The organism is Colwellia sp. C1TZA3 (genome assembly GCF_007954265.1).
Lineage (GTDB): Bacteria > Pseudomonadota > Gammaproteobacteria > Enterobacterales > Alteromonadaceae > Cognaticolwellia.
The window spans coordinates 1-20,862 of record NZ_VOLS01000065.1 but is presented as its reverse complement, the minus strand read 5'-3'; the positions used below and the strand labels follow the sequence as shown (position 1 = coordinate 20,862).

Sequence of the window (20,862 nt, the reverse complement as noted above, 5' to 3'; positions counted from 1 at the left end):
ATCTCTGACTAAAGAAATCGCATCAAGTTTAAATTCTTTTGTATATTTTTTACGTTTGGTCATTTCAGTTCTCCAGTTAAGGCTATTATGTCTTAACTGAGGTAGTCGTATCCATTAAACCAGGTCACTCACTTTATTTAATAAATGGGTATTTTAATAAACCAGAAAGGTACCAACCTTCATATCATTATGGTTTGTAGTTATCATAGGTGGGATTGTTTGTGATGGGTGGCATGGTTTGTAGTTATCATGGGTGGCATAGTTTGGAGTTGTACTGACCTAGCTACAGCCCTGAAATCATTTAACTAAAACCCTCAGTTTATTTGAAGATCCACATAAGTTTAAGCATAAGGTACTTGGTTTTTTAGACTTTAAACTAATGAATTAAAGAAATTAAACGGATAATTGAAATGCCTAGTTTTAAGCTACTAGTTTTTAAATCATTCGTGTTTACATTACCATGATGTAAATCACTAGTTATTTAAAACAAGACATCTTTAATAAAGGGAATAGTGATACGGCGCTGTTCTCTGATTGATGCCTGGTCAAGTTGTTCTAATGCGGCAATTAAGCTAGTCATATCACGCGATAAACGATTAATTAAAAACCTCGCCACATCATCATTCATTGTTAAACCCCGTTGTTGTGCACGGTATTGCAAGGCAAACGACTTTTCTTTATCTGACAAAGGCTTTAATTGTTCTGTTAAGCCCCAACTTAGCCGAGATACCAAATCAGGCAAACTAATAGTTAACTGTGCAGCGCTTTGATCACCGGTAATAATTAGGCATTTGTTTTCCTCAACCATACGGTTATATAAATCAAACACGCCTTGTTGCCAGATATTATTACCTGCGATCAATTGAATATCATCTAGGCAGACTAGATCAATATTTTCTAAACCGTCAAGTACATCAACCGAAAGTTGAGTAAGCTCAGAGAACGACAAACACAACGAGGTTATGCCTAACGTGTCAGCATAGGCACAACTGGCGTGTAACAAATGACTTTTACCGACGTCGGCTAAACCAAACAAAAACAAACTATGTACTTGTTTGTTTTCATCCCCTATGTGATCAAGAAAATGCCTTAACTGTTGCACAACCATTTGGTTGCTTTCACTTTTAAAGCTCGCGAAAGTTTCATCGTCAGGTAATTGTACGGACAGAGTGAGTTGCGAGACTTTCTTCACTTTTTACCCCAATAAAATACCGGCACTTGTTCTATGCTCTCAGGCGCAGCGAGGGGATCAACATAACGATTGAGCTGTTCACTTAATTTTAATGAAGCAAGCAAGGCTTGTTTTGAACCAATTAACGACAATTTAAAGCGACGATTAGTGCCTTTCGCACTGACCAATTGTACTGATTGCACAGCAGACAATTCTGCAAGAAAATCTGACACTGCGATTAAGTCCACTAATGAGGCAACATTGGCAACATCTATTTCAAACTCGTTACTGTTAGTTGTTAATAAGGCATATTGCTGATAAATAATGTCGGTGATATCAGACAAAGCAGCGGTTAATAACTCATCAACATTATTACCTAAGTATTGTTCGCTAAAAACTTGTGCATGCTCATCTTGCGCGTCAGTCATTAAACTCCAGTCTAGGGCTAAGTTATTGACTTGGCACTGAGGACAATCTAAGGGGTCATTTTGGGCGGCAACTAAGCTTGAGTTTGACACTCTAATTACAACCACCGCTTCGGCCATATAACGCATAGACGCTTGTGCTACTGGTTTTGAAAAACGCCCCCAAACATCGGTTAATGTTAAAGCATTAAGGTCAGTTAAATCCATTATTGGCATAACTAATGGCAAACCTCTCAACTGAGAGAATCCATCAATAACGAGGGGTAACAAAGAGTTCGACGTTGCAGAAATTATCTTGCGCTTAAAGCCATCTTCCTCAACCAACCAAACCATCACTTGTGGTCGTAATTGCCCCCAAATCGGCAAGTCGCTGGCTTTAAATAATTGATTGATCTTAGCTTCATTAAAAGAAACATTAAGTAATATTTCCTTATTCTGGCGAATATATTGATATTGCGTAACGTACATGTTGTAGTTGTTTATTGCTTGATTAACAAGCGGATGATCAATGTCATTACCGCCGACCTTGACTAAAATAGCTCGCAAGGCATTTTTAAGTGCTTGATTACGATCGCCATTTGATTGTGACGCCACAGCTACTTTTGCGCTGTACAAGTTTTCGACCTCGATAGCGCTAATTTTAAGCGGTAATACAAGGCATAAGAATATCAAACAATTTCTGAACATATTTAGCATTAACATGTGTTTCATAATGAAGATCTTATCATAATGTTGCTGATTTTTATCACTTATAAAAAATAAATTATTTTAAAGATTTTCAGCACGTCTTTGCGCTGATAGAATGTGCGCCTTTATCGTACAAGCAAACTAACAACATAATTGAGGTTCCCCCGTGAGCGAAGAAAAACAATCTTTAAATTATAAAGATGCTGGCGTTGATATAGATGCAGGTAATGCCCTAGTTGAAAATATTAAAGGTGCTGTAAAACGCACTACTCGTCCAGAAGTTATGGGGGGTCTAGGTGGTTTTGGCTCTGTCTGTCAACTTCCTACTGGTTATAAAGAGCCCGTACTGGTTGCTGGAACGGATGGCGTTGGTACAAAATTGCGTTTAGCCATAGATTTAAAAAAACATGACACCGTCGGTATCGACTTAGTAGCGATGTGTGTAAACGATTTAATCGTACAAGGTGCTGAACCACTATTTTTCCTTGATTACTACGCCACAGCAAAACTTGATGTTGACGTTGCTTCAGCCGTTGTTGAAGGTATTGCAGAAGGTTGTGTCCAAGCTGGTTGTGCATTAGTAGGTGGTGAAACCGCTGAAATGCCAGGCATGTACCACAAAGGCGACTACGATATCGCTGGTTTTTGCGTTGGCGTAGCTGAAAAATCACGTTTAATTGATGGCACTAAAGTAGCCGCGGGTGACCAACTCGTTGCGCTTGGCTCTTCTGGTGCTCACTCAAACGGTTTCTCTTTAGTACGAAAAGTATTAGAAGTAAATAATACCAACACCGATGACTTACTTGATGGAAAACCGTTAGCTGAGCATCTTTTAGCACCAACAAAAATTTATGTTAAGTCAGTTTTAGAACTACTTAAGCATGTTGATGTGCACGCCTTGTCACATATTACTGGTGGCGGCTTTTGGGAAAATATTCCTCGTGTTTTGCCAGACAGCGCTCAAGCGATTGTTGACGGCAATAGCTGGCAATGGCCGGCCATCTTTAATTGGTTGCAAGACAATGGCAACATCAGCGAACATGAAATGTATCGCACATTTAACTGTGGCGTTGGTATGATCATCGTAGTACCTGCTGAGCATTTAGCACAAAGCATCGAGATTCTTAACGCGCAAGGCGAAAACGCTTGGCATATTGGTGAAATTGCTGATCTACAAGCAGGCCAAGAACAAGTTATTATCAACAAAGGTTAATCATTGATGCGAAGCCGAATTGTAGTACTTATTTCCGGCGGCGGCACTAACTTACAGGCGATTATTGATGCCTGTAAGCAAGACAACTATGGCGGCGAAATCGTCGCTGTAGTATCTAACAAAGCTGACGCCTATGGTTTAACACGAGCACAAGATGCTGATATAGCAACCGCGGTGCTTTCACACAAAGACTTTGACAGCCGAGAAGATTACGATAGTGCCTTAGTCGCTGAAATTAATAATTATCAACCTGATTTGATTGTGCTAGCAGGTTTTATGCGCATTTTAACTGCTGAATTTGTGCAAAAGTTTCAAGGTCGTTTAATTAATATCCACCCTTCTCTATTACCTAAATATCAAGGTTTACATACCCATCAACGAGCCATTGACGCCGGTGATACTGAACATGGTGTTAGTGTGCATTTTGTTACTGAAGAACTTGATGGTGGACCGGTTATTTTACAAGCAAAAGTACCTGTTTTTCCAGAAGACAATGCCGATGATCTTGCTCAACGTGTGCATCAACAAGAACATCGTATTTACCCCATGGTGGTTAATTGGTGTTGTGCTAAGCGCGTAACAATGAAAGAAGAGTATGCATTATTTGATGGTGTAATCTTACCTATTTCGGGGTATGCTAGCGAAGAATAGTATTTAATTTAGAGAGTTTACCATGTTGAAATCATTACCTTATATCCCTTTACTTTTGTCTAGTCTAAGCTTTAGTGTTATGGCAGCAGACAAAGAAAATAGTGTCGTGATCCCTGCATTTAATGCTCAATATACCATTTTACGAAACAATAAAGCTATTGGCGAAGCTACACGTAAGTTAAGCTATTTAGCTAATGGCTTAGCGAAATACAGTTACCAAACAGAAATTGAATGGTTAATTTTCTCAGATAGTCGTGAAGAAACCTCAGTTGTTAAGCTTGAAGGCTATAAAGTAACGCCAGAAAATTATGAATACAAACGCGGAGGTACTGGCTCTGACAAACATTATAAATGGCGTTATGACACAGCAAATAATAGCGCTATTGATGAGATAAAAGAGCAAGAAAAAAGTATAAAATTTCCTGAAAATATTCAAGACTCGCTCAGTTACCATCTGCAACATCGTCTCAATATGATCACTAATCCTGAACAAGAGCATTTTGTCTACCCTGTTATTAAAACATCAGGGACAATCAAAAATTACGTTTATCAATATGACGGTAAAGAAGAACTAATGTTGCCTTATGGCTTGGTGAAAACGATTAGACTTAAACGTGAAGTTGTTGAAAAAAAGCGCATTACTTACGCTTGGTTTGCACCTGAGTTAGATTATCTTTTAGTAAAGCTTTATCAAATTAAAGCTGATGTCGAGCAATTTGAAGTACAATTAAAATCAGTGACCAACACCGATGCCACGCCCGCTTCAAGCAAATAATTAAACCTCAATAAACTTTCAATAATTTTTTAACCAATTATCATAAAGTGGTTAATTGAAAAGTAACTGAGTTAAAAATGATTGAATAAGCAGTGACTCAGTTAAAGTCACTTTATTCAGTTTTCTTTAAGTTTTGATCAGTCCTGCTTACTTGCAAAAATTAGCTGCCCTTTACAAAACAATAAACCTTCGCCCACTTGCATTTTTTGCCAGGTTTCATCATCCGTTAATGGTTGAGTCGCAATAACAGTAACAATATCATTTTCAGTAGTTTCTTGATCAAAATTCACCACCATTTCTGCGTCAATTAAACTCGCTTTACCAAACGGTGCACGTCGCGTTAGCCAATGTAAGTTGTTGGTACAATAAACCAATAAAAAATCACCATCGGTTAACAACAAATTGAATACACCTAACTTATTGATTTGCTTGCATAGCCCAATAATATAGTGAAATAATACTTCAGCATTAGGCTGATCACCGTTAAACTCTTCTAACAGCTGATCTAATATCCAACAAAAAGCCTGTTCGCTATCGGTTTCTCCAATAGGTAAATGATACTTTGTCGCTAACGTAGCTTTATAATCAGCTAATTGGCCATTGTGCGCGTAAGTCCAATTTTTACCCCACATAGGACGAACAAATGGGTGGGTATTAACCAAAGATACATTACCAGAATTTGCCTGTCGTATATGACAGATCACTGTTTCACTTTTGATCGGATAATCAGTCACCAGCTGAGCAATAGGTGAATGCGCGCTCGGGAGCGGATCTTTAAAGCTGCGACAACCCTTGCCTTCATAAAAAGTAATACCCCAGCCATCTTTATGTGGCCCAGTATTGCCACCACGCTGCATTAAACCACTAAAACTAAAACAAATATCCGTAGGTACATTGGCACTCATGGCCATTAATTCACACATAAAATAAAACCAATAAAACAAAAATTGATGAAATTAATACCTAAAAAGTACCCTGCTAACAGTTCAGGTATCAGTAAGAAAAAGAAAAAGTAACACTAGTCTATTCTTTAAACTTAAATTAATAGAGCTTACCAAACCATTTTACTTTGTTATGGTCAGTAATTAATACTGTTTTAATTTTTTACAGCAAATAATCCTAGTAAAGGACAGCAGTAACAATAAATAATTTGAAATTATCTATCAGACGAATTAAGCTTGAACTACTACTCTGGTCCGACCTTAAGCTCTGGTCTGACTTTACCAACGTTGGCCAAAAAATCAACATTAAGGAAACTACGTGGACTATTTAACTTGGATACTCATTGCTATAGCATTATGCGGGTTTATGGCTTATTCACGCGCCTCACTCTCAACATTTACTATAGCATTCACCTTACTGATGATCGTGGGAACTTTTTCCCAAGTGATCTCTTTCTTAGGTTGGCTACTTTTTGCTATTATCGCTGTGCCATTAAATATTGCTGATGTGCGAAAACAGTATATTTCTAGTCCTTTACTCGCTATTTTTCGGGGCATTATGCCCGAAATGTCAAAAACTGAACAAGAAGCTATTGACGCTGGCACCACCTGGTTTGAAGCGGAGTTATTTCGTGGCACACCCGATTGGAAAAAGCTTCATAACTATCCTAAACCAAGATTAAGCGCAGAAGAACAAGCCTTTTTAGATGGCCCCGTAGAAGAAGTTTGCCGTATGACTGATGATTGGCAAACAACTCATGAGCTTGCCGATTTAACACCCGAAGTATGGCAATACCTTAAAGATAATAAGTTTTTCGCGATGATCATTAAAAAGCAATACGGTGGTCTTGAATTTTGCGCCTATGCTCAATCTTGTGTCTTACAAAAGCTTTCCAGTGTCAGTACTGTTTTATCATCTACCGTTGGTGTCCCTAATTCACTCGGTCCGGGTGAATTATTACAACATTACGGAACAGAAGAACAACAAAATTATTATTTACCGCGACTTGTTAAAGGTGATGAAATTCCTTGTTTTGCATTAACAAGCCCTGAAGCGGGTTCTGATGCTGGCGCCATTCCTGATTTTGGTATTGTCTGTCGTGGTGAGTTTGAGGGTGAAGAAGTGCTTGGCATGCGTTTAACATGGGATAAGCGTTACATCACCTTAGCCCCTGTTGCAACGGTATTAGGCCTAGCATTTAAATTACAAGACCCTGAACACCTGCTAGGTGAAGAAGAAAACTTAGGCATTACCTGTGCATTAATACCCACAGATATCGAGGGTGTTATTACTGGTCGTCGTCATTTTCCACTTAACGTACCGTTTCAAAATGGTCCAACCCAAGGTAATGACGTTTTTGTACCATTGAGTTTCATCATTGGTGGTCCTGAAATGGCAGGACAAGGCTGGCGCATGCTAGTTGAATGTTTATCTGTTGGCCGCGCTATTACCTTGCCTTCCAATAGTACCGGCGGTATCAAGTCGCTAGCATTAGCAACAGGCGCTTACAGTCGTATTCGTCGCCAATTTAAAATATCTATCGGTAAAATGGAAGGTGTCGAAGAACCATTAGCACGCATAGGTGGTAATGCCTACCTAATGGACGCAGTAACGACTATGTCGACAGGCGCAATTGATATGGGCGAAAAACCCAGTGTAGTGTCTGCGATTGTTAAATATCACCTGACCGAAAAAATGCGCACCTGTGTCGCCGATGCTATGGATATCCATGGCGGTAAAGGTATTTGTATGGGACCTAGTAACTATCTTGCCCGTGCCTACCAAGGTGCCCCCGTTGCTATTACTGTTGAAGGTGCAAATATACTCACTCGCAGTATGATTATTTATGGTCAAGGCGCTATTCGCTGCCATCCTTATGTACTGGCTGAATTATCAGCGGCAAATAATGAAGATAAAACACAAGCACTTAATGATTTTGATCATGCTTTATTTGGTCATATTGGCTTTGCTGTGAGTAATATTTGTCGTAGTGTTTGGTTTTCTTTTACCGGCAGTTATGCCCTCAGCTCACCTTATAACGATGAAACTCGACGTTATTACCAACTAATGACCCGCTTTAGCTCAAACTTAGCCATGCTCTCTGATATTGCTATGTTAACCTTAGGCGGAGACTTAAAGCGCAAAGAACGTATTTCAGCACGACTCGGGGATATTTTGAGCTATTTATACTTAGCGTCTGCCACGCTTAAACGTTACAACGATGAAGGTCGTCAGAGCGCTGACTTACCCTTAGTACAGTGGGCCTTAGAGGATAGCCTATACAATATTCAACAAGCGATTGATGAACTCATTAACAACTTCCCAAATCGGATAGTAGCTAAAGTATTGCGACTGATCATTTTACCACTTGGCTGTTGGTTGAAAAAACCGTCAGATAAAACCGATCATAAAGTGGCGGCCTTACTGCAATACCCTAATGAAACGCGGTCACGCTTAGGAAAAGGTCAATACCTTACGCGTGAATCGGGCAATGTTTTAGGTCAATTAGAACAAACGCTTGAAGATATTATTGCTTGTGAGCCTATTTTTGACAAAATTTGTCGTGAACTGGGTCAGCGCCTGCCATTTTATCAACTTGATCTTGTTGCTGCAAAAGGCCTAGCGGCGAATATTATCACTGAAAAAGAAGCCGCGTTACTCACCGCCACAGAAGTTGCTCGTAAAGCGACCATTGATGTTGATGACTTTGACTCTGATTATTTAAAAGCAGGTTAATTTTTTCAGAAAAACATTACCATAAAGCCCATTACTGCCAACAGCGATAATGGGCTTTTTTTTGTTCAAAAATTATTAGCCAGTAACACCAATCCCATTAAGTTATTGCTCACTTGTACTAGTTAAAATAGCTCAAGGCTGTGTTGCTCTCACTCCCAATAGCCAGCTATTGCTCAATCGAGCGCCTTACCTTGAATTATTTTTCCTGCGCACAACAAGATCACAAACTTAATGGAACTGGTATAACACCATAAAGCACTGTCTATGCCTTAAGGATATACCTTTGCTAATATGGCTTTTACCTACTGACCGTTTGATTGCCTCAGTATAATGACCCGCGCTATAAAAACATAATAATTGATTCGGTTAATATCAGCCTAGATCAATGCTCAATTTCAACCAATAGTGACAAAGCAAGTATTGGCCATTATTATGGCCATAAAATTCTAATAACAATGCCACTAAAACTTTGTGCTGTTTGAAAAAATCAGTTAAATTAACTGATGAAGTTGAAGCGCTAAAAAGCAAGACTATCTAAGTTATCTGCGTAAAAAACATCAAGACATTAAGTACCTAGTAAGAATATGCCCGCGATTTTTTACTACTATTTATACTAGCCTCTTGCATATAATTTAATCTAGTATTGATAATGTTAGCTATTGAAAATACCCATGCGGGCACAAACCTTTATTAACAATTGCCCCATTGAGGTTGCGCCATACAATGATTTTTAATTTTTGATTAAACCCTGACCCAACACTATAAATTTTGCATTTAGCATTCGATATTTAAACAAATTATAAAAGGTTACTAAAATGAAATATGTTCGATTAGGCAGTAGCTCACTAGAGGTGTCGCCTGTTTGTTTAGGCAGTATGACTTGGGGATTACAAAACAATCAAAGCGATGCTAATGCCCAACTCGATTATGCTCAATCACAAGGCATCAACTTTATTGATACAGCTGAAATGTACGCCGTACCGCCTAGTGCAGAGACTTACGGTAAAACTGAGGAAATAATTGGCCATTGGCTTGGCGCTAATCCATCACGTCGCAAAAACGTTGTTTTAGCGTCAAAAATTGCTGGCCCCGGATTCTCCTACATTCGTGATGGCAGTAATATATCAGGCGCCAGTGTTATTGCCGCGGTTGACGCGTCATTAAAGCGCTTACAAACTGATTATATTGATCTTTACCAGTTACACTGGCCTAACCGTCAGTCGCCCCACTTTGGTCGGCATTGGCCAAATGGTATTAACTATCCGCAGGTCAATGTTAAACAACAAAATGAAGAAATGTTAGACATACTCCAAGGCTTAGAAAGTTGTGTTAAGGCCGGTAAAATTCGCTATTGCGGACTATCAGATGATACTCCTTGGGGTATTAACCAGTATTTACGTTTAAGTGCTGAGCATAACTTGCCACGTATGGTCTCAATACAAAATGAATTTAGTTTGTTACATACTAAAGATTGGCCATATTTAATTGAAAATTGTATCCTTGAAGATATCGCCTATTTACCTTGGTCGCCACTGGCAACAGGGTTACTAACCGGTAAATACCTCAATGGCCAACGCCCAGCAGGTAGTCGCTTTACCTTTATGCAACGCAATGGTCTTTTTAGAGATACAACAAATACTGCAGCGGCCGTACAAGCCTATGTCGACATTGCCAAAAAACATAACATCTCGCCAGCCCATTTAGCTTTAGCTTGGTGTAAGCAAGTACAAGGTGTAACTTCAACCATTATTGGTGCAACTAATATGCAACAATTGACAGAAAATATTGCAGCTTTTAATCACCCACTAACCACTGATGTGCTTGAAGATATTAAACCAGTACTACAGCAGTTCCCATCACCGTTTTAGCCAGACATACATTTAGCTATGCATAAGGTGGAAAAAACGCTTATAGCTGCTGTGTTAATTTGCATAGCAGTTATTTTTTTGCATTTTTTAGCCACATCATATAGCAAGAAAGCCATCAAAATCTCACAGTAGATAAGTAGATAAACTATAAAATAAAAAACTTATAACAAAAAAGCTGTTTGCTGGTAGATCGAAAAAGGCCATATTCCCAATGAAATACGGCCTTTTTATTTTATTATCTAAATTAGGTTTTACCTAAAACCTAGACAAAATATCAGTAAAATATAATTAAAACTAATGCCTTACAAGAAAGATAATAACTCTTCATCTAACTGCATTAAGGTCTTAGGATCAGCCATCATAGTAACCGCTAATGACTTAGTACGTGGCAATAAGCGTTCAAAGTAAAACTCAGCTGTTTTAATTTTTGCCCGATAAAAATCTCTGTTTTCAACATCAGTCGCTAACTTTTCATAGGCAGCTTGCGCCATTTGCGCCCAAAAATAGGCCATAACGATATAACCTGAGTACATTAAAAAGTCTACTGAAGCAGAACCAATAACGTCACGATCTTTTTTAGCTTTAAGGCCTAAGCGAATAGTATATTGTTGCCATTTCGCTACCGATGTACTTAAAGGCCAGATAAACTTGTTCATTTGACGTTTATGTGGATTACTCGATATCATGCTGTGATCTTTACAAAAAATCAGTATTTCTTTAGCAAAGGCATTTAACGATTTACCACGTGTCATCAACACTTTACGGCCTAATAAATCTAGCGCTTGAATACCAGTTGTACCTTCATAAAGCGTTGCAATACGCGTGTCACGCACAATTTGTTCCATGCCCCATTCTTTAATGAAACCATGACCACCAAAAATTTGTAAGCCATGATTGGCACTTTCTGAGCCTAACTCAGTTAAAAAAGCTTTTAAAATGGGTGTAATAAAACCTAGGCGAAAGTCGGCATTTTTACGATCTTCTTCAGTTTTAGCATTATCTATATCATCAACAATTTTTGCGGTGTAATAAATCATCGCACGGCCGCCTTCACTAATGGCTTTTTGGGTCATTAGCATTTTGCGTACGTCGGGGTGACAAATAATCGGGTCAGCTACTTTGTCAGCATGCTTTGTGCCTGATAATGAACGCATAGACAAACGCTCTTTCGCGTAAATCAATGAGTTCTGATAAGCCAATTCAGCGGCACAAACACCTTGTAATGCCGTGCCAACACGTGCGACATTCATAAAGGTGAACATACATTCTAAACCTTTATTTTCAGGACCAATTAACACGCCTTTAGCATTATCAAAATTAAGCACTGCTGTTGCTGAGCCTTTAATACCCATTTTATGCTCAATAGAGCCACAGGAAACATTATTGAACTCACCAAGCGTACCTTGCTCGTCGGTTTGCATTTTAGGTACAATAAAGAGTGAAATACCCTTAGTACCTGCAGGCGCGCCCGGTATTCTTGCTAATACAATATGAATAATATTATCAGTTAAGTCATGCTCACCGGCTGAGATGAAAATTTTAGTACCCGTAAGGTTATAAGTACCATCCCCATTTGGCTCAGCTTTAGTTTTAACTTGGCCTAAATCTGTACCACATTGCGGTTCAGTTAAACACATAGTACCGGTCCACGACCCTTCAATAAGGCGTGTGAGGTATAATTCTTTTTGCTCATGAGTACCGTGCGTATCAATAGTATTCATCGCACCATGACTTAAGCCTGGATACATGGCCCAAGACCAGTTGGCCGTGCCCATCAATTCAGACATTACCATGCCCAACGATGACGGTAAGCCTTGACCACCGTACTCAACAGCATGTGACAAACTAGGCCAGCCACCTTCAACAAATTTCTGATAAGCTTCTTTAAAGCCTTTAGGCGTTGTTACAACACCATTATCAAAGGTACAACCTTCTTCATCAGCGCTTTGGTTAAGCGGTAGCAATTCGTTTTCACTAAATTTTGCACACTCTTCTAAAATGGCATCAACTAAATCAGGTGTTGCTTCTTCAAATTCAGGGTGTTTTTTGTAATGATCGTAATAATTAAATACATCTTCAAACAAAAATTTGATGTCTGCTATCGGTGCTTTATAACTTAGCATGCTTAACTCCAACACTTTTAATAATAATTTTTTGCATTACTGCACAAGTGATATCGAGTATACACAGATCTAGTTACTGGTCATACCACTATTTTGACTTTTACTAGAATAAATGGTTGAATATAAAAATAACATATTATAAACAAATAGTTGAAAGTAAAACCCGCACTATACATGTCTATATTTCAAACAATAAACAAGTGATAACTGAAGAAAATAGTGAGTAAACAGCCTATTGTATGCAAAAAAATTAAATAAATTTGCTAATCTTCAATAAGCCAATCGAGGTAACATTGCATAAACAGTTGCCAGAAGTGCTGACAACCAGAAAGCTCAATCAATTGTTGTTGTAACTGCTGCAATATGGTTTCATCAATAACACTATTTGGGTCTGGAAAAAATTGTGCTTGGGTTTGTTGACCATGATTAAACAGCAACTGCATACAAGCGATATAACTGACTAGGCTCGTTGCTACTTGCTCTACTTCCCAACCTGCTTCAGCTAAAAATCCCGTATAAACGGGTAATTCTGTTTGATTGGTGTCAACAAAATACGGATCACCTAATTCGGTATCACGGGCAAAAACCTGCCATGAGGCTTGCCAACAGCCTTTTGCTTCGCTGGATAAATCGTCACTGGCTGCCGCTTGACCTAATTCACTTATGCCAAAGCCAAGCTGTGCCTTATTTAATTCGTCTTGAGTTGCTACCTGCTTAAAGCCTTGTGGGCCAAAAAAAACTTCTTGGTTAGCTGAGGTATTTAAAATACTCATCAGTTCTTTATCTGTCATATTTACCTAATACATTTATAAAATTTTTTGAAAATTGTTAATGAAAAATTATATTTCAGTCTCAATATTTTCATTGATTACCAAATCGTTTTTGAGCATTAAAACAATTAGATAAGCTAAGTTAAGCGGTGGAGTAATACATAAGGCTACACCAATTAATGTTGCTACTTTGGGGCTAGACGTTTTACGTTTACCTAAGTAATAACTTAAACCACCGACGATAAACATTGAGTAAAATATTAATTCACCAACAAATGTTATATTGATATTCAAGACAATTCTCCTTTTACTAAAACCTCTTCAAGAGGTTTTAGTAAAGTGTAAATGAGCAAAAAAACGCACAACATATTGTCAAAATAGAACATACTTTTAGGTAGTTCGCTTTCAAAATATAAGTCTGAGCTTATTATAAAAACACAACAATGCCCTCTTTCAAGGGCAGGTAAGTTTTATTTATGCCTTTTCTAATGCTTGGCTCACATCAGCAATAATATCGTCGATGTGTTCAATACCAACAGAAATTCGGATCAAATCAGCACTAACACCCGCAGAGGCTAATTCTTGCTCATTCAATTGCCTATGCGTGGTTGACGCTGGATGACAAGCCAGTGATTTAGCATCACCAATATTGACCAGTCGTAAAATCATTTCAAGTGCATCTATAAAACGTGCACAGGCTTCAATGCCCCCCTCTACCCCAAAGCTTATAATACCTGAAGCTTTACCATTGGTGATCTTTTTACAGCTATCAAAATAAGGACTATCAGGCAGTGCCGCATAGTTGACCCATTTAACTTTTTTATGTTGTTGCAGATAGGTGGCAAGCTTTTCAGCGTTTTCGCAATGTCGGTCCATACGCAAACCCAGAGTTTCAAGCCCTTGTAGAATTTGAAAGGCACTCATTGGAGATAACGCTGCGCCCGTGTTTCTTAGCGGCACTACGCGACAACGGCCAATATAGGCCGCAGGACCCATAGCTTCGGTGTAAACAACGTTATGATACGAAGGATCAGGTTCATTCATCACTGGGAAACGTGCTTTGTTGGCCACCCAGTCAAATTTTCCTGAATCGACAATTACACCACCGATCGTGGTGCCATGACCGGCAATGTATTTGGTCAGAGAATGCACAACAATATCAGCACCTAACTCAAAAGGTCTGCATAAATAAGGCGTAGCAACCGTGTTATCTACAATCAATGGCACACCATGTTTATGTGCTATTTCTGCTAAACGCGTAATATCAACTACGTTGCCTGCGGGGTTACCGATTGATTCACAAAATACCGCTTTGGTTTTTTCGTTAATAGCTTGGTCAAAGGCTGCAAAATCATCATGTGAAATCATCCGAGCCTCAACACCTTGTCTGGGCAACGAATGAGCAAAAAAGTTGTAGGTACCGCCATACAGCTCACTGGTGCTGACGATATTATCGCCCACTTCACAAAGGCATTGAATAGCGTAAGTAATAGCCGCCATGCCAGACGCAACACATAAAGCGCCAATGCCTCCTTCCATTGCCGCAATACGTTTTTCCAGCACATCGGTGGTTGGATTCATAATGCGGGTATAAATATTGCCAGGCACTTTCAGATCAAACAAATCGGCCCCATGCTGCGTGTTATCAAAAGTATAAGAAGTTGTTTGATAAATCGGCACAGCGGCAGACTTGGTTGTTGCTTCTGATTTATAGCCTTCATGTAAGGCAATGGATTCTAGTTTCATGCTAATTCTTTCCTATGAAATAATATTTTATGCTAATTAAATTAGTGACTTGGTATGGCCTGAATCAACTTGGATAATAACTATTTAAAAGTATATTTATATTGATTACCTTAAATAATTTAAAGTAATCGTTGCTGTATAGCTACAAGATAAGTTAACAATATTATAAATTTTTTATGTTATGACGTTATCTACTGACACCAACTAGCAGGAGTAACATGCTGTAATAATTTAAAGTAACTCAGTAGCATCGGCCATTGCTTTTCATCTTGATTATTGATTTTAACAGCTACAACAGGTTATTACTGGTTAAAATTTACTCATCTAATTAAAGCTAAAATCTCTTTAAACTCGTCAGCACGACAATCTTTAACAAGTTCATATAAGCACATTTCTAAGCCTGAAATATCTATACCTCGCTTATCGAGTTTATTTATTGCTAACTGTTTATTGGCTAGTGTACGTGAAGACACACAATCACTGACAAGTTGCACTTTGTAGCCAGATTGCTGCAAATGCAGCGCTGTTTGATAAACACAAATATGGGCTTCAATACCACAAATAAGCCAGTTATCAATATTAGCTGCTTTGACTTGCTCTATAAACAAAGGCGTTTCACAGGCATTAAAAGTAAACTTGATCGTTGGCGTTTGTCCGGTTAACAAAGTACTAAGTTCAGCAACTGTAGCACCAAGTTTTGCTGGATTTTGTTCAAGCCAAATAATGGGTAAGCCAAGTGCTTGTGCACCTTTAATTAACTTCCCACAATTAGCAACTAACGCCTCACTATCATAAACCATACGGGCAAGTTTACCCTGAACATCAATAACAATAAGCCCTGTATTCTCTTTTTTTAACATACGACTCCACCTTAAACTGAAACCTTATCGCACTAAAAATTTGAAAAAAATAAAATGATTAGCAACTATTAGCCATAATACCCGTATTAGTAATATCGAATTAAGCGCGACATTTAGCAAGATAAAATAGATTTATAGTTAGCCATACTGATTAATATTTAGCGGGTAATATTATTAAACTAACCATTAAACCACCAACCCATTCATAAAGTTATAAATGCCACCATTTAAAAGTAACAAAAAGAACCTGAAAACTCACCTTTTTAAATAAGATATGCAACCTCAAGACCTTGATAAAGTTAATACTAATGTTTTCAGCTAACTGAAATAATAAAGAAGGAAGGCCAAAAACGATACATTGTCCTTTTAAAATCGCCTATTTGGCGTGAAAGGTTAACTGCTCTAATATTGATGTTGGTGTTGATGTTGATGTTGATGTTGATAAATATTACAGCTTCTCATTTCTTTCATCTATACATTCATACGAGCCCATCTCAAATTCACGACAAACCCATGGTCGGTTTTCATAGATTGAACACATTAATGTATCTCGATTTAGAGCTGAACATTTACCATCATCTAAGCGCCTCATTGATTCACTCCCTTGCGCATCAACATATATATGCTGATATGGCACACCTGTATCTGAAATAATTCTAACTTCTAAACTACAACAACATGCCTGACAGTTTGAACATAATATTTCAGACACCGGCAAATTTTTTACTTTAATATTCATAAACAACAATAATAAACTCAACAGCCAATAGGATACGCTATAGTGATGGCGTTCTCGAGCTAATAATACCCAGGCTCAAATAACAAGTAATGAAATAGTTGGCTAAAGTGTTGAGTTAAGTGAAAGCAACCAACTATATTTTTGCCTTTGAAGTTATTAAGCGATTTTAAAACACATCGTGATCACCACTAAAAGTAGTACAACATACGCCAGAATTGCATCCCAACTTGTCGGTGTTTAATAGCTAATTTACTTGCTGTTTTACTGGAAACTTCTCATAATAACGATGAATTTTTTGGGGATATAAATACAAAAGGTATTCAACGTTTTGCCAACCTTTACTTCAAAGTTCAGCGCCATTCAATCGGTTAAATTTAACCATAAGTGAAATGGTTTTTATCAATAACAGGTCTTTAATTATAGCAACATAACTATTTATTCATTCACCATATCGATGCGAGATTTTTATGAAAAAAATATTAGGATTAGTTTTATCAATATCGGTGCTTTTTTATGCATCATTAGCCAACGCAGATAAAGCCATTTTAGCGGGTGGTTGTTTCTGGTGTATGGAATCTGATTTTGAGAAATTACCTGGCGTTACAGATGTTGTTTCAGGTTTTACTGGCGGTAAAATAAAAAATCCAACTTATCAAGGTGATCATCAAGGCCATTATGAAGCAGTAGAGATAACCTACGACCCAGAAAAAGTCAGCTACCAAGCTGTATTAGCTCATTATTGGGTAAATATTGACCCTTTTGATGCAAGAGGTCAATTTTGTGATAAAGGCCCAAGCTACCTAAGTGCCATTTTTGTTGCTAACGAGCAAGAACGAACATTAGCTAAACAATCAAAAGAAGCCGTAATAGCAGAGTTTCCTAATCAAACCGTTGTTACACCTATATTAACCACTAGTACTTTTTATCCTATTAAAGGTAATGAAAGCTACCATCAAGATTTTTATAAAAATAGCCCAATACGTTATAATGCTTACCGTTGGGGCTGTGGTCGAGATCAACGCTTAAAAGAGCTTTGGGGTGATAGAGCTACTCATGATTAATAAAGGTATAAATAACTTTAAAGTGACACACACTACCAAAGTGTACTATCCGCACTACGGCGAAGGCTTGGCCTTAACGATATGACTCACATTAACAAGTTATACCAGTTCCATTAAGTTTGTGATCTTGTTGTGCGCAGGAAAAATAATTCAAGGTAAGGCGCTTGATTGAGCAATAGCTGGCTATTGGGAGTGAGAGCAACACAGCCTTGAGCTATTTAAACTAGTACAAGTGAGCAATAACTTAATGTAATTGGTATTATACCAATTTGATTAGGTGAAATATGCTCTGTACCTATTGATTAAACTTATCCTTAAAAATATTAGTGCTCTGACCAATAACATCTTTTGTTTTAACAAACCATTTGGTAAACAGTACGCGAATTAGCCAATAATAGAACAAATGAACCAGCGATGATGCGAAATTGTTAGAGCAGGATTAAGAGCGTTAGAAGATCAGGAAACTAAGCTTTTAAATTTACGTAATATGTTACTCCAAAGCGAACAAAGCGGTGTTGCTGATTACAACTATGAAAATTTATTGACTGAGCTAGATAAAGATAACCAGTAATGATTAAATTTTTTTTATCATCAAAAGCCAAGTCAGACTTAATTAAAAGAGCTAAATATACTCAGTTAACTTAGGGACAAACCCAAAGAAACGATTATTTAAAAATTTTTCCTACTTGAATGGCTTATAGTTTTAATGGCTCACTGTTTTTGAGAATACATTAATAACTACAACACCAGTCAAAATTAAGCACATACCTATAATCGCTGGTAAATCTGGTATCTGTTTATATATCACTGCACTTATTGATGCAATTAAGAAAATCCCCATACCAGCCCAAGTGGCATAAGCAATACCTATAGGAACCGTTTTAAGAACTAAAGATAAGAAATAAAATGCAACTGCATAACCAATGACACAAATAGTACTAGAAGTTGAATGAGAAAAACCATCAGATGCTTTAAGTGCTAATGTTGCTATAACTTCAGCACCAATCGCTATCGCTAAATACCAATAACCCATACTCAATCCTTTAATAAAAATATAGACAAAATGACTCCTCACCAAGTGCTAGCCTCTGAACGTGGGTTAGTTTTACAAACCAGAGCCATACTATACCCGCTCCACTTCAAGGTGCAGGTTTCAGCAAGTCGAGAAAGGGTTAGGTACCAGGCATGGATTGAAGAGAATAGTTATTTTATTGTCGAAATCCATAAAATATAAATAATATAAATGACACTCATCTAAAATACAATCTAACTACATAGCATTGATATTTTAATACTTTGCCAGTTGTCATGATTAAATAACACTTTTTGTTAAAAAGTAGAGGCTAAATTACCGATTTACTCCCGTTCTACACTAAAATATCACTTTTCTAGCAAGTATCATCCTCAAGCAATGACTCGTTATGTGTATGGATTTTTTGAATAGTTAGTCATGTAGTTAAGCAAAGAGTTTATTGCAGTGACTTAAATTTTGTTGTCGTTTTAACTGTTGATGCCTACAGTAATCACTGAGCACATCTTCGTGACCTACCGCACCATGAAATTGTGTTCTAAATTCGGTCGTGATGATTAACCAGTTTTCAGCAGATATATTTAACCGGTTGAGTATGCTCGGTAGGCTGTTTTCGATAAAACCACGCCTATCTTCTCTTATACATCGACCGGTTAGCTCAATTAATTGTAGGTAGTCGGTAAGCTCAAACGGTAGACCCTTGGGCATGTTTTCTCTTGGGTTACCGACAAAGGGTAAGAGTGTATTGGGCTGTTGGCTTTTAGTGGCTCGCTCACAGCGCAGTTTTACACTGGTATGCATTGAACTTTCAGGCGTTTTGGTGATATTAGCGCGAATAGGATTTAAATCAACATAAGCCATACAGGCAGCAAGGGCTGCTTCATCTAATAAGGCTTGAGATTTAAACCGACCTTCCCAAAATCTGCCTGTGCAGTTATCTTCTTGGTTAGCCGCTCTGGCAATATTTTCATTGATATAGCCCATAAACCAACTGATTTTTATCAGGCGTTTTCGATAGATTTCAGCCGTGGCTTTAACGATATCTAGTAACGGTTTCGCTAATGTGTCACCGCGGCAGTATTGTTGTGTCAGTAGCGTACCTTTGTGCAAGCGATGCCAACGCTCAAGTACGTCATTTATACTCCATTGCTTAGCCTTTGCCTCATCAATAAATAACACCACATGGTAATGATTACTCATTATCGCATAGGCACATACATCAATCGCAAAGACTTGGGTGAGAAAGTGTAACTTGTCTTCTATCCATCCTCGTCGGTGCTCATAACTTTGGCCTGACAAGGTATCTTCGCCACATAAAAAAGCGCGCCGTACACAACGCGCCACACAATGATAATAAGGGGTATCTACTAAACTGATTTGTCGTTTCCTTGGCGTAGCCATAACTCACCTGAGATAAAGTAGTGGGTTATTTTAGTTTAGCGTAGAGTGTAGGATTTTCAATTTTAAATGAGTGTAGGATTTTCAATTTTAAATGAGTGTAGGATTTTCAATTTTAAATGAGTGTCTTGTTAATTCTAATGCCAACGCTCAAGTACGTCATTTATACTCCATTGCTTAGCCTTTGCCTCATCAATAAATAACACCACATGGTAATGATTACTCATTATCGCATAGGCACATACATCAATCGCAAAGACTTGGGTGAGAAAGTGTAACTTGTCTTCTATCCATCCTCGTCGGTGCTCATAACTTTAGCCTGACAAGGTATCTTCGCCACATAAAAAAGCACGCCGTACAAAACGCGCCACACAATGATAATAAGGGGTATCTACTAAACTGATTTGTCGTTTCCTTGGCGTAGCCATAACTCACCTGAGATAAAGTAGTGGGTTATTTTAGTTTAGCGTAGAGTGTAGGATTTTCAATTTTAAATGAGTGTCTTGTTAATTCTATTGTCATTAATTGCAAAGCATCTACCTCACCATGCTTGGAGCCACAAACGACCTTACCATCAAAGCTGATATGTTCTTTGCCATCACTTTCTCGAACAGCATTTGAAAAATTGATGAAACATGAGACAAGACTATCTGCCTTGATACCTCTT

General features: G+C 38.0%; 17 protein-coding genes and 3 pseudogenes. 7 read left to right on the top strand and 13 right to left on the bottom strand.

Translation table 11 applies throughout. From position 1 onward, the window contains the following. Positions 1–481: 481 nt before the first annotated feature. Complete coding sequence (gene hda, locus ESZ39_RS15275) at positions 482–1,192, bottom strand: DnaA regulatory inactivator Hda (RefSeq protein WP_146880787.1); 711 nt, start codon at positions 1,190–1,192, stop codon at positions 482–484. Beyond that, a complete protein-coding gene (locus ESZ39_RS15270; RefSeq protein WP_146880786.1) occupies positions 1,189–2,307 on the bottom strand; it encodes a DUF2066 domain-containing protein in 1,119 nt (372 codons plus the stop codon). Before ESZ39_RS15270 ends, hda begins: the two co-directional genes overlap by 4 nt. A gap of 142 nt (positions 2,308–2,449) precedes the next feature. Here ESZ39_RS15270 and purM point away from each other — a divergent pair, with 142 nt between their 5' ends. The 3 genes from purM to ESZ39_RS15255 are packed head-to-tail and all read left to right on the top strand — an operon-like array spanning position 2,450 to position 4,922. After that, positions 2,450–3,496: a phosphoribosylformylglycinamidine cyclo-ligase gene (gene purM, locus ESZ39_RS15265; protein WP_146880785.1), complete on the top strand. Its 1,047-nt coding sequence runs from the start codon at positions 2,450–2,452 to the stop codon at positions 3,494–3,496. A gap of 6 nt (positions 3,497–3,502) precedes the next feature. Then, the gene (gene purN / locus ESZ39_RS15260) at positions 3,503–4,147 is read left to right on the top strand and encodes a phosphoribosylglycinamide formyltransferase (protein WP_146880784.1); all 645 of its coding nucleotides are present in this window, start codon (positions 3,503–3,505) and stop codon (positions 4,145–4,147) included. A gap of 22 nt (positions 4,148–4,169) precedes the next feature. Next, on the top strand, positions 4,170–4,922 hold the full coding sequence (locus tag ESZ39_RS15255; RefSeq protein ID WP_146880783.1) for a DUF3108 domain-containing protein: 753 nt from the start codon (positions 4,170–4,172) through the stop codon (positions 4,920–4,922). 137 nt (positions 4,923–5,059) lie between these two features. Here ESZ39_RS15255 and ESZ39_RS15250 read toward each other — a convergent pair whose 3' ends face one another. After that, positions 5,060–5,845 (bottom strand): class II glutamine amidotransferase, encoded by a 786-nt coding sequence (locus ESZ39_RS15250; protein WP_146880782.1) that lies wholly within the window; start codon positions 5,843–5,845, stop codon positions 5,060–5,062. 337 nt (positions 5,846–6,182) lie between these two features. On the opposite strand from ESZ39_RS15250, the gene fadE reads away from it, so the two are divergent. Continuing rightward, positions 6,183–8,600: an acyl-CoA dehydrogenase FadE gene (gene fadE / locus ESZ39_RS15245; RefSeq protein ID WP_146880781.1), complete on the top strand. Its 2,418-nt coding sequence runs from the start codon at positions 6,183–6,185 to the stop codon at positions 8,598–8,600. An 815-nt stretch (positions 8,601–9,415) separates the two neighbouring features. Further along, positions 9,416–10,468 (top strand): aldo/keto reductase, encoded by a 1,053-nt coding sequence (locus ESZ39_RS15240; RefSeq protein ID WP_146880780.1) that lies wholly within the window; start codon positions 9,416–9,418, stop codon positions 10,466–10,468. 302 nt (positions 10,469–10,770) lie between these two features. On the opposite strand, the gene ESZ39_RS15235 is transcribed toward ESZ39_RS15240, so the two are convergent. The 6 genes from ESZ39_RS15235 to ESZ39_RS15210 all read right to left on the bottom strand — a co-directional run bounded on the left by ESZ39_RS15235 (position 10,771) and on the right by ESZ39_RS15210 (position 16,706). Next, the gene (locus ESZ39_RS15235; RefSeq protein ID WP_146880779.1) at positions 10,771–12,591 is read right to left on the bottom strand and encodes an acyl-CoA dehydrogenase C-terminal domain-containing protein; all 1,821 of its coding nucleotides are present in this window, start codon (positions 12,589–12,591) and stop codon (positions 10,771–10,773) included. A gap of 263 nt (positions 12,592–12,854) precedes the next feature. After that, the gene (locus ESZ39_RS15230) at positions 12,855–13,382 is read right to left on the bottom strand and encodes a hypothetical protein (RefSeq protein WP_146880778.1); all 528 of its coding nucleotides are present in this window, start codon (positions 13,380–13,382) and stop codon (positions 12,855–12,857) included. Positions 13,383–13,430: 48 nt separating this feature from the next. Then, on the bottom strand, positions 13,431–13,655 hold the full coding sequence (locus tag ESZ39_RS15225; RefSeq protein WP_146880777.1) for a hypothetical protein: 225 nt from the start codon (positions 13,653–13,655) through the stop codon (positions 13,431–13,433). 180 nt (positions 13,656–13,835) lie between these two features. Further along, positions 13,836–15,107, bottom strand: a complete 1,272-nt coding sequence (locus ESZ39_RS15220) for an O-acetylhomoserine aminocarboxypropyltransferase/cysteine synthase family protein (protein WP_146880776.1) — start codon at positions 15,105–15,107, stop codon at positions 13,836–13,838. A gap of 320 nt (positions 15,108–15,427) precedes the next feature. Further along, complete coding sequence (locus ESZ39_RS15215) at positions 15,428–15,967, bottom strand: isochorismatase family protein (RefSeq protein ID WP_146880775.1); 540 nt, start codon at positions 15,965–15,967, stop codon at positions 15,428–15,430. Positions 15,968–16,415: 448 nt separating this feature from the next. After that, positions 16,416–16,706 (bottom strand): YkgJ family cysteine cluster protein, encoded by a 291-nt coding sequence (locus ESZ39_RS15210; RefSeq protein ID WP_146880774.1) that lies wholly within the window; start codon positions 16,704–16,706, stop codon positions 16,416–16,418. A 467-nt stretch (positions 16,707–17,173) separates the two neighbouring features. On the opposite strand from ESZ39_RS15210, the gene msrA reads away from it, so the two are divergent. Further along, complete coding sequence (msrA, locus tag ESZ39_RS15205) at positions 17,174–17,767, top strand: peptide-methionine (S)-S-oxide reductase MsrA (RefSeq protein WP_146880773.1); 594 nt, start codon at positions 17,174–17,176, stop codon at positions 17,765–17,767. Positions 17,768–18,188: 421 nt separating this feature from the next. Further along, positions 18,189–18,338, top strand: a pseudogene (locus ESZ39_RS15200) (type II toxin-antitoxin system ParD family antitoxin); the annotation flags it as partial. 132 nt (positions 18,339–18,470) lie between these two features. On the opposite strand, the gene ESZ39_RS15190 reads toward ESZ39_RS15200, so the two are convergent. The 4 genes and pseudogenes from ESZ39_RS15190 to ESZ39_RS18135 form a co-directional block, all read right to left on the bottom strand. Then, complete coding sequence (locus ESZ39_RS15190) at positions 18,471–18,800, bottom strand: DMT family transporter (RefSeq protein ID WP_146880772.1); 330 nt, start codon at positions 18,798–18,800, stop codon at positions 18,471–18,473. Between the two features lie 423 nt (positions 18,801–19,223). Continuing rightward, a complete protein-coding gene (locus ESZ39_RS15185) occupies positions 19,224–20,198 on the bottom strand; it encodes a transposase (RefSeq protein WP_146880771.1) in 975 nt (324 codons plus the stop codon). Between the two features lie 137 nt (positions 20,199–20,335). Then, positions 20,336–20,623 (bottom strand): annotated as a pseudogene (locus ESZ39_RS15180) (transposase); the annotation flags it as partial. 25 nt (positions 20,624–20,648) lie between these two features. Then, positions 20,649–20,862: pseudogene (locus ESZ39_RS18135) on the bottom strand (hypothetical protein); the annotation flags it as partial.

Bases quoted from the DNA above. Each gene is read 5' to 3' on its own strand.
- ESZ39_RS15270 (WP_146880786.1), bottom strand. From the start codon at position 2,307: ATGAAACACATGTTAATGCTAAATATGTTCAGAAATTGTTTGATATTC.
- purN (WP_146880784.1), top strand. From the start codon at position 3,503: ATGCGAAGCCGAATTGTAGTACTTATTTCCGGCGGCGGCACTAACTTA.
- ESZ39_RS15255 (WP_146880783.1), top strand. From the start codon at position 4,170: ATGTTGAAATCATTACCTTATATCCCTTTACTTTTGTCTAGTCTAAGC.
- ESZ39_RS15250 (WP_146880782.1), bottom strand. From the start codon at position 5,845: ATGTGTGAATTAATGGCCATGAGTGCCAATGTACCTACGGATATTTGT.
- ESZ39_RS15240 (WP_146880780.1), top strand. From the start codon at position 9,416: ATGAAATATGTTCGATTAGGCAGTAGCTCACTAGAGGTGTCGCCTGTT.
- ESZ39_RS15235 (WP_146880779.1), bottom strand. From the start codon at position 12,591: ATGCTAAGTTATAAAGCACCGATAGCAGACATCAAATTTTTGTTTGAA.
- ESZ39_RS15230 (WP_146880778.1), bottom strand. From the start codon at position 13,382: ATGACAGATAAAGAACTGATGAGTATTTTAAATACCTCAGCTAACCAA.
- ESZ39_RS15220 (WP_146880776.1), bottom strand. From the start codon at position 15,107: ATGAAACTAGAATCCATTGCCTTACATGAAGGCTATAAATCAGAAGCA.
- ESZ39_RS15215 (WP_146880775.1), bottom strand. From the start codon at position 15,967: ATGTTAAAAAAAGAGAATACAGGGCTTATTGTTATTGATGTTCAGGGT.
- ESZ39_RS15210 (WP_146880774.1), bottom strand. From the start codon at position 16,706: ATGAATATTAAAGTAAAAAATTTGCCGGTGTCTGAAATATTATGTTCA.
- msrA (WP_146880773.1), top strand. From the start codon at position 17,174: ATGAAAAAAATATTAGGATTAGTTTTATCAATATCGGTGCTTTTTTAT.
- ESZ39_RS15190 (WP_146880772.1), bottom strand. From the start codon at position 18,800: ATGGGTTATTGGTATTTAGCGATAGCGATTGGTGCTGAAGTTATAGCA.
- ESZ39_RS15185 (WP_146880771.1), bottom strand. From the start codon at position 20,198: ATGGCTACGCCAAGGAAACGACAAATCAGTTTAGTAGATACCCCTTAT.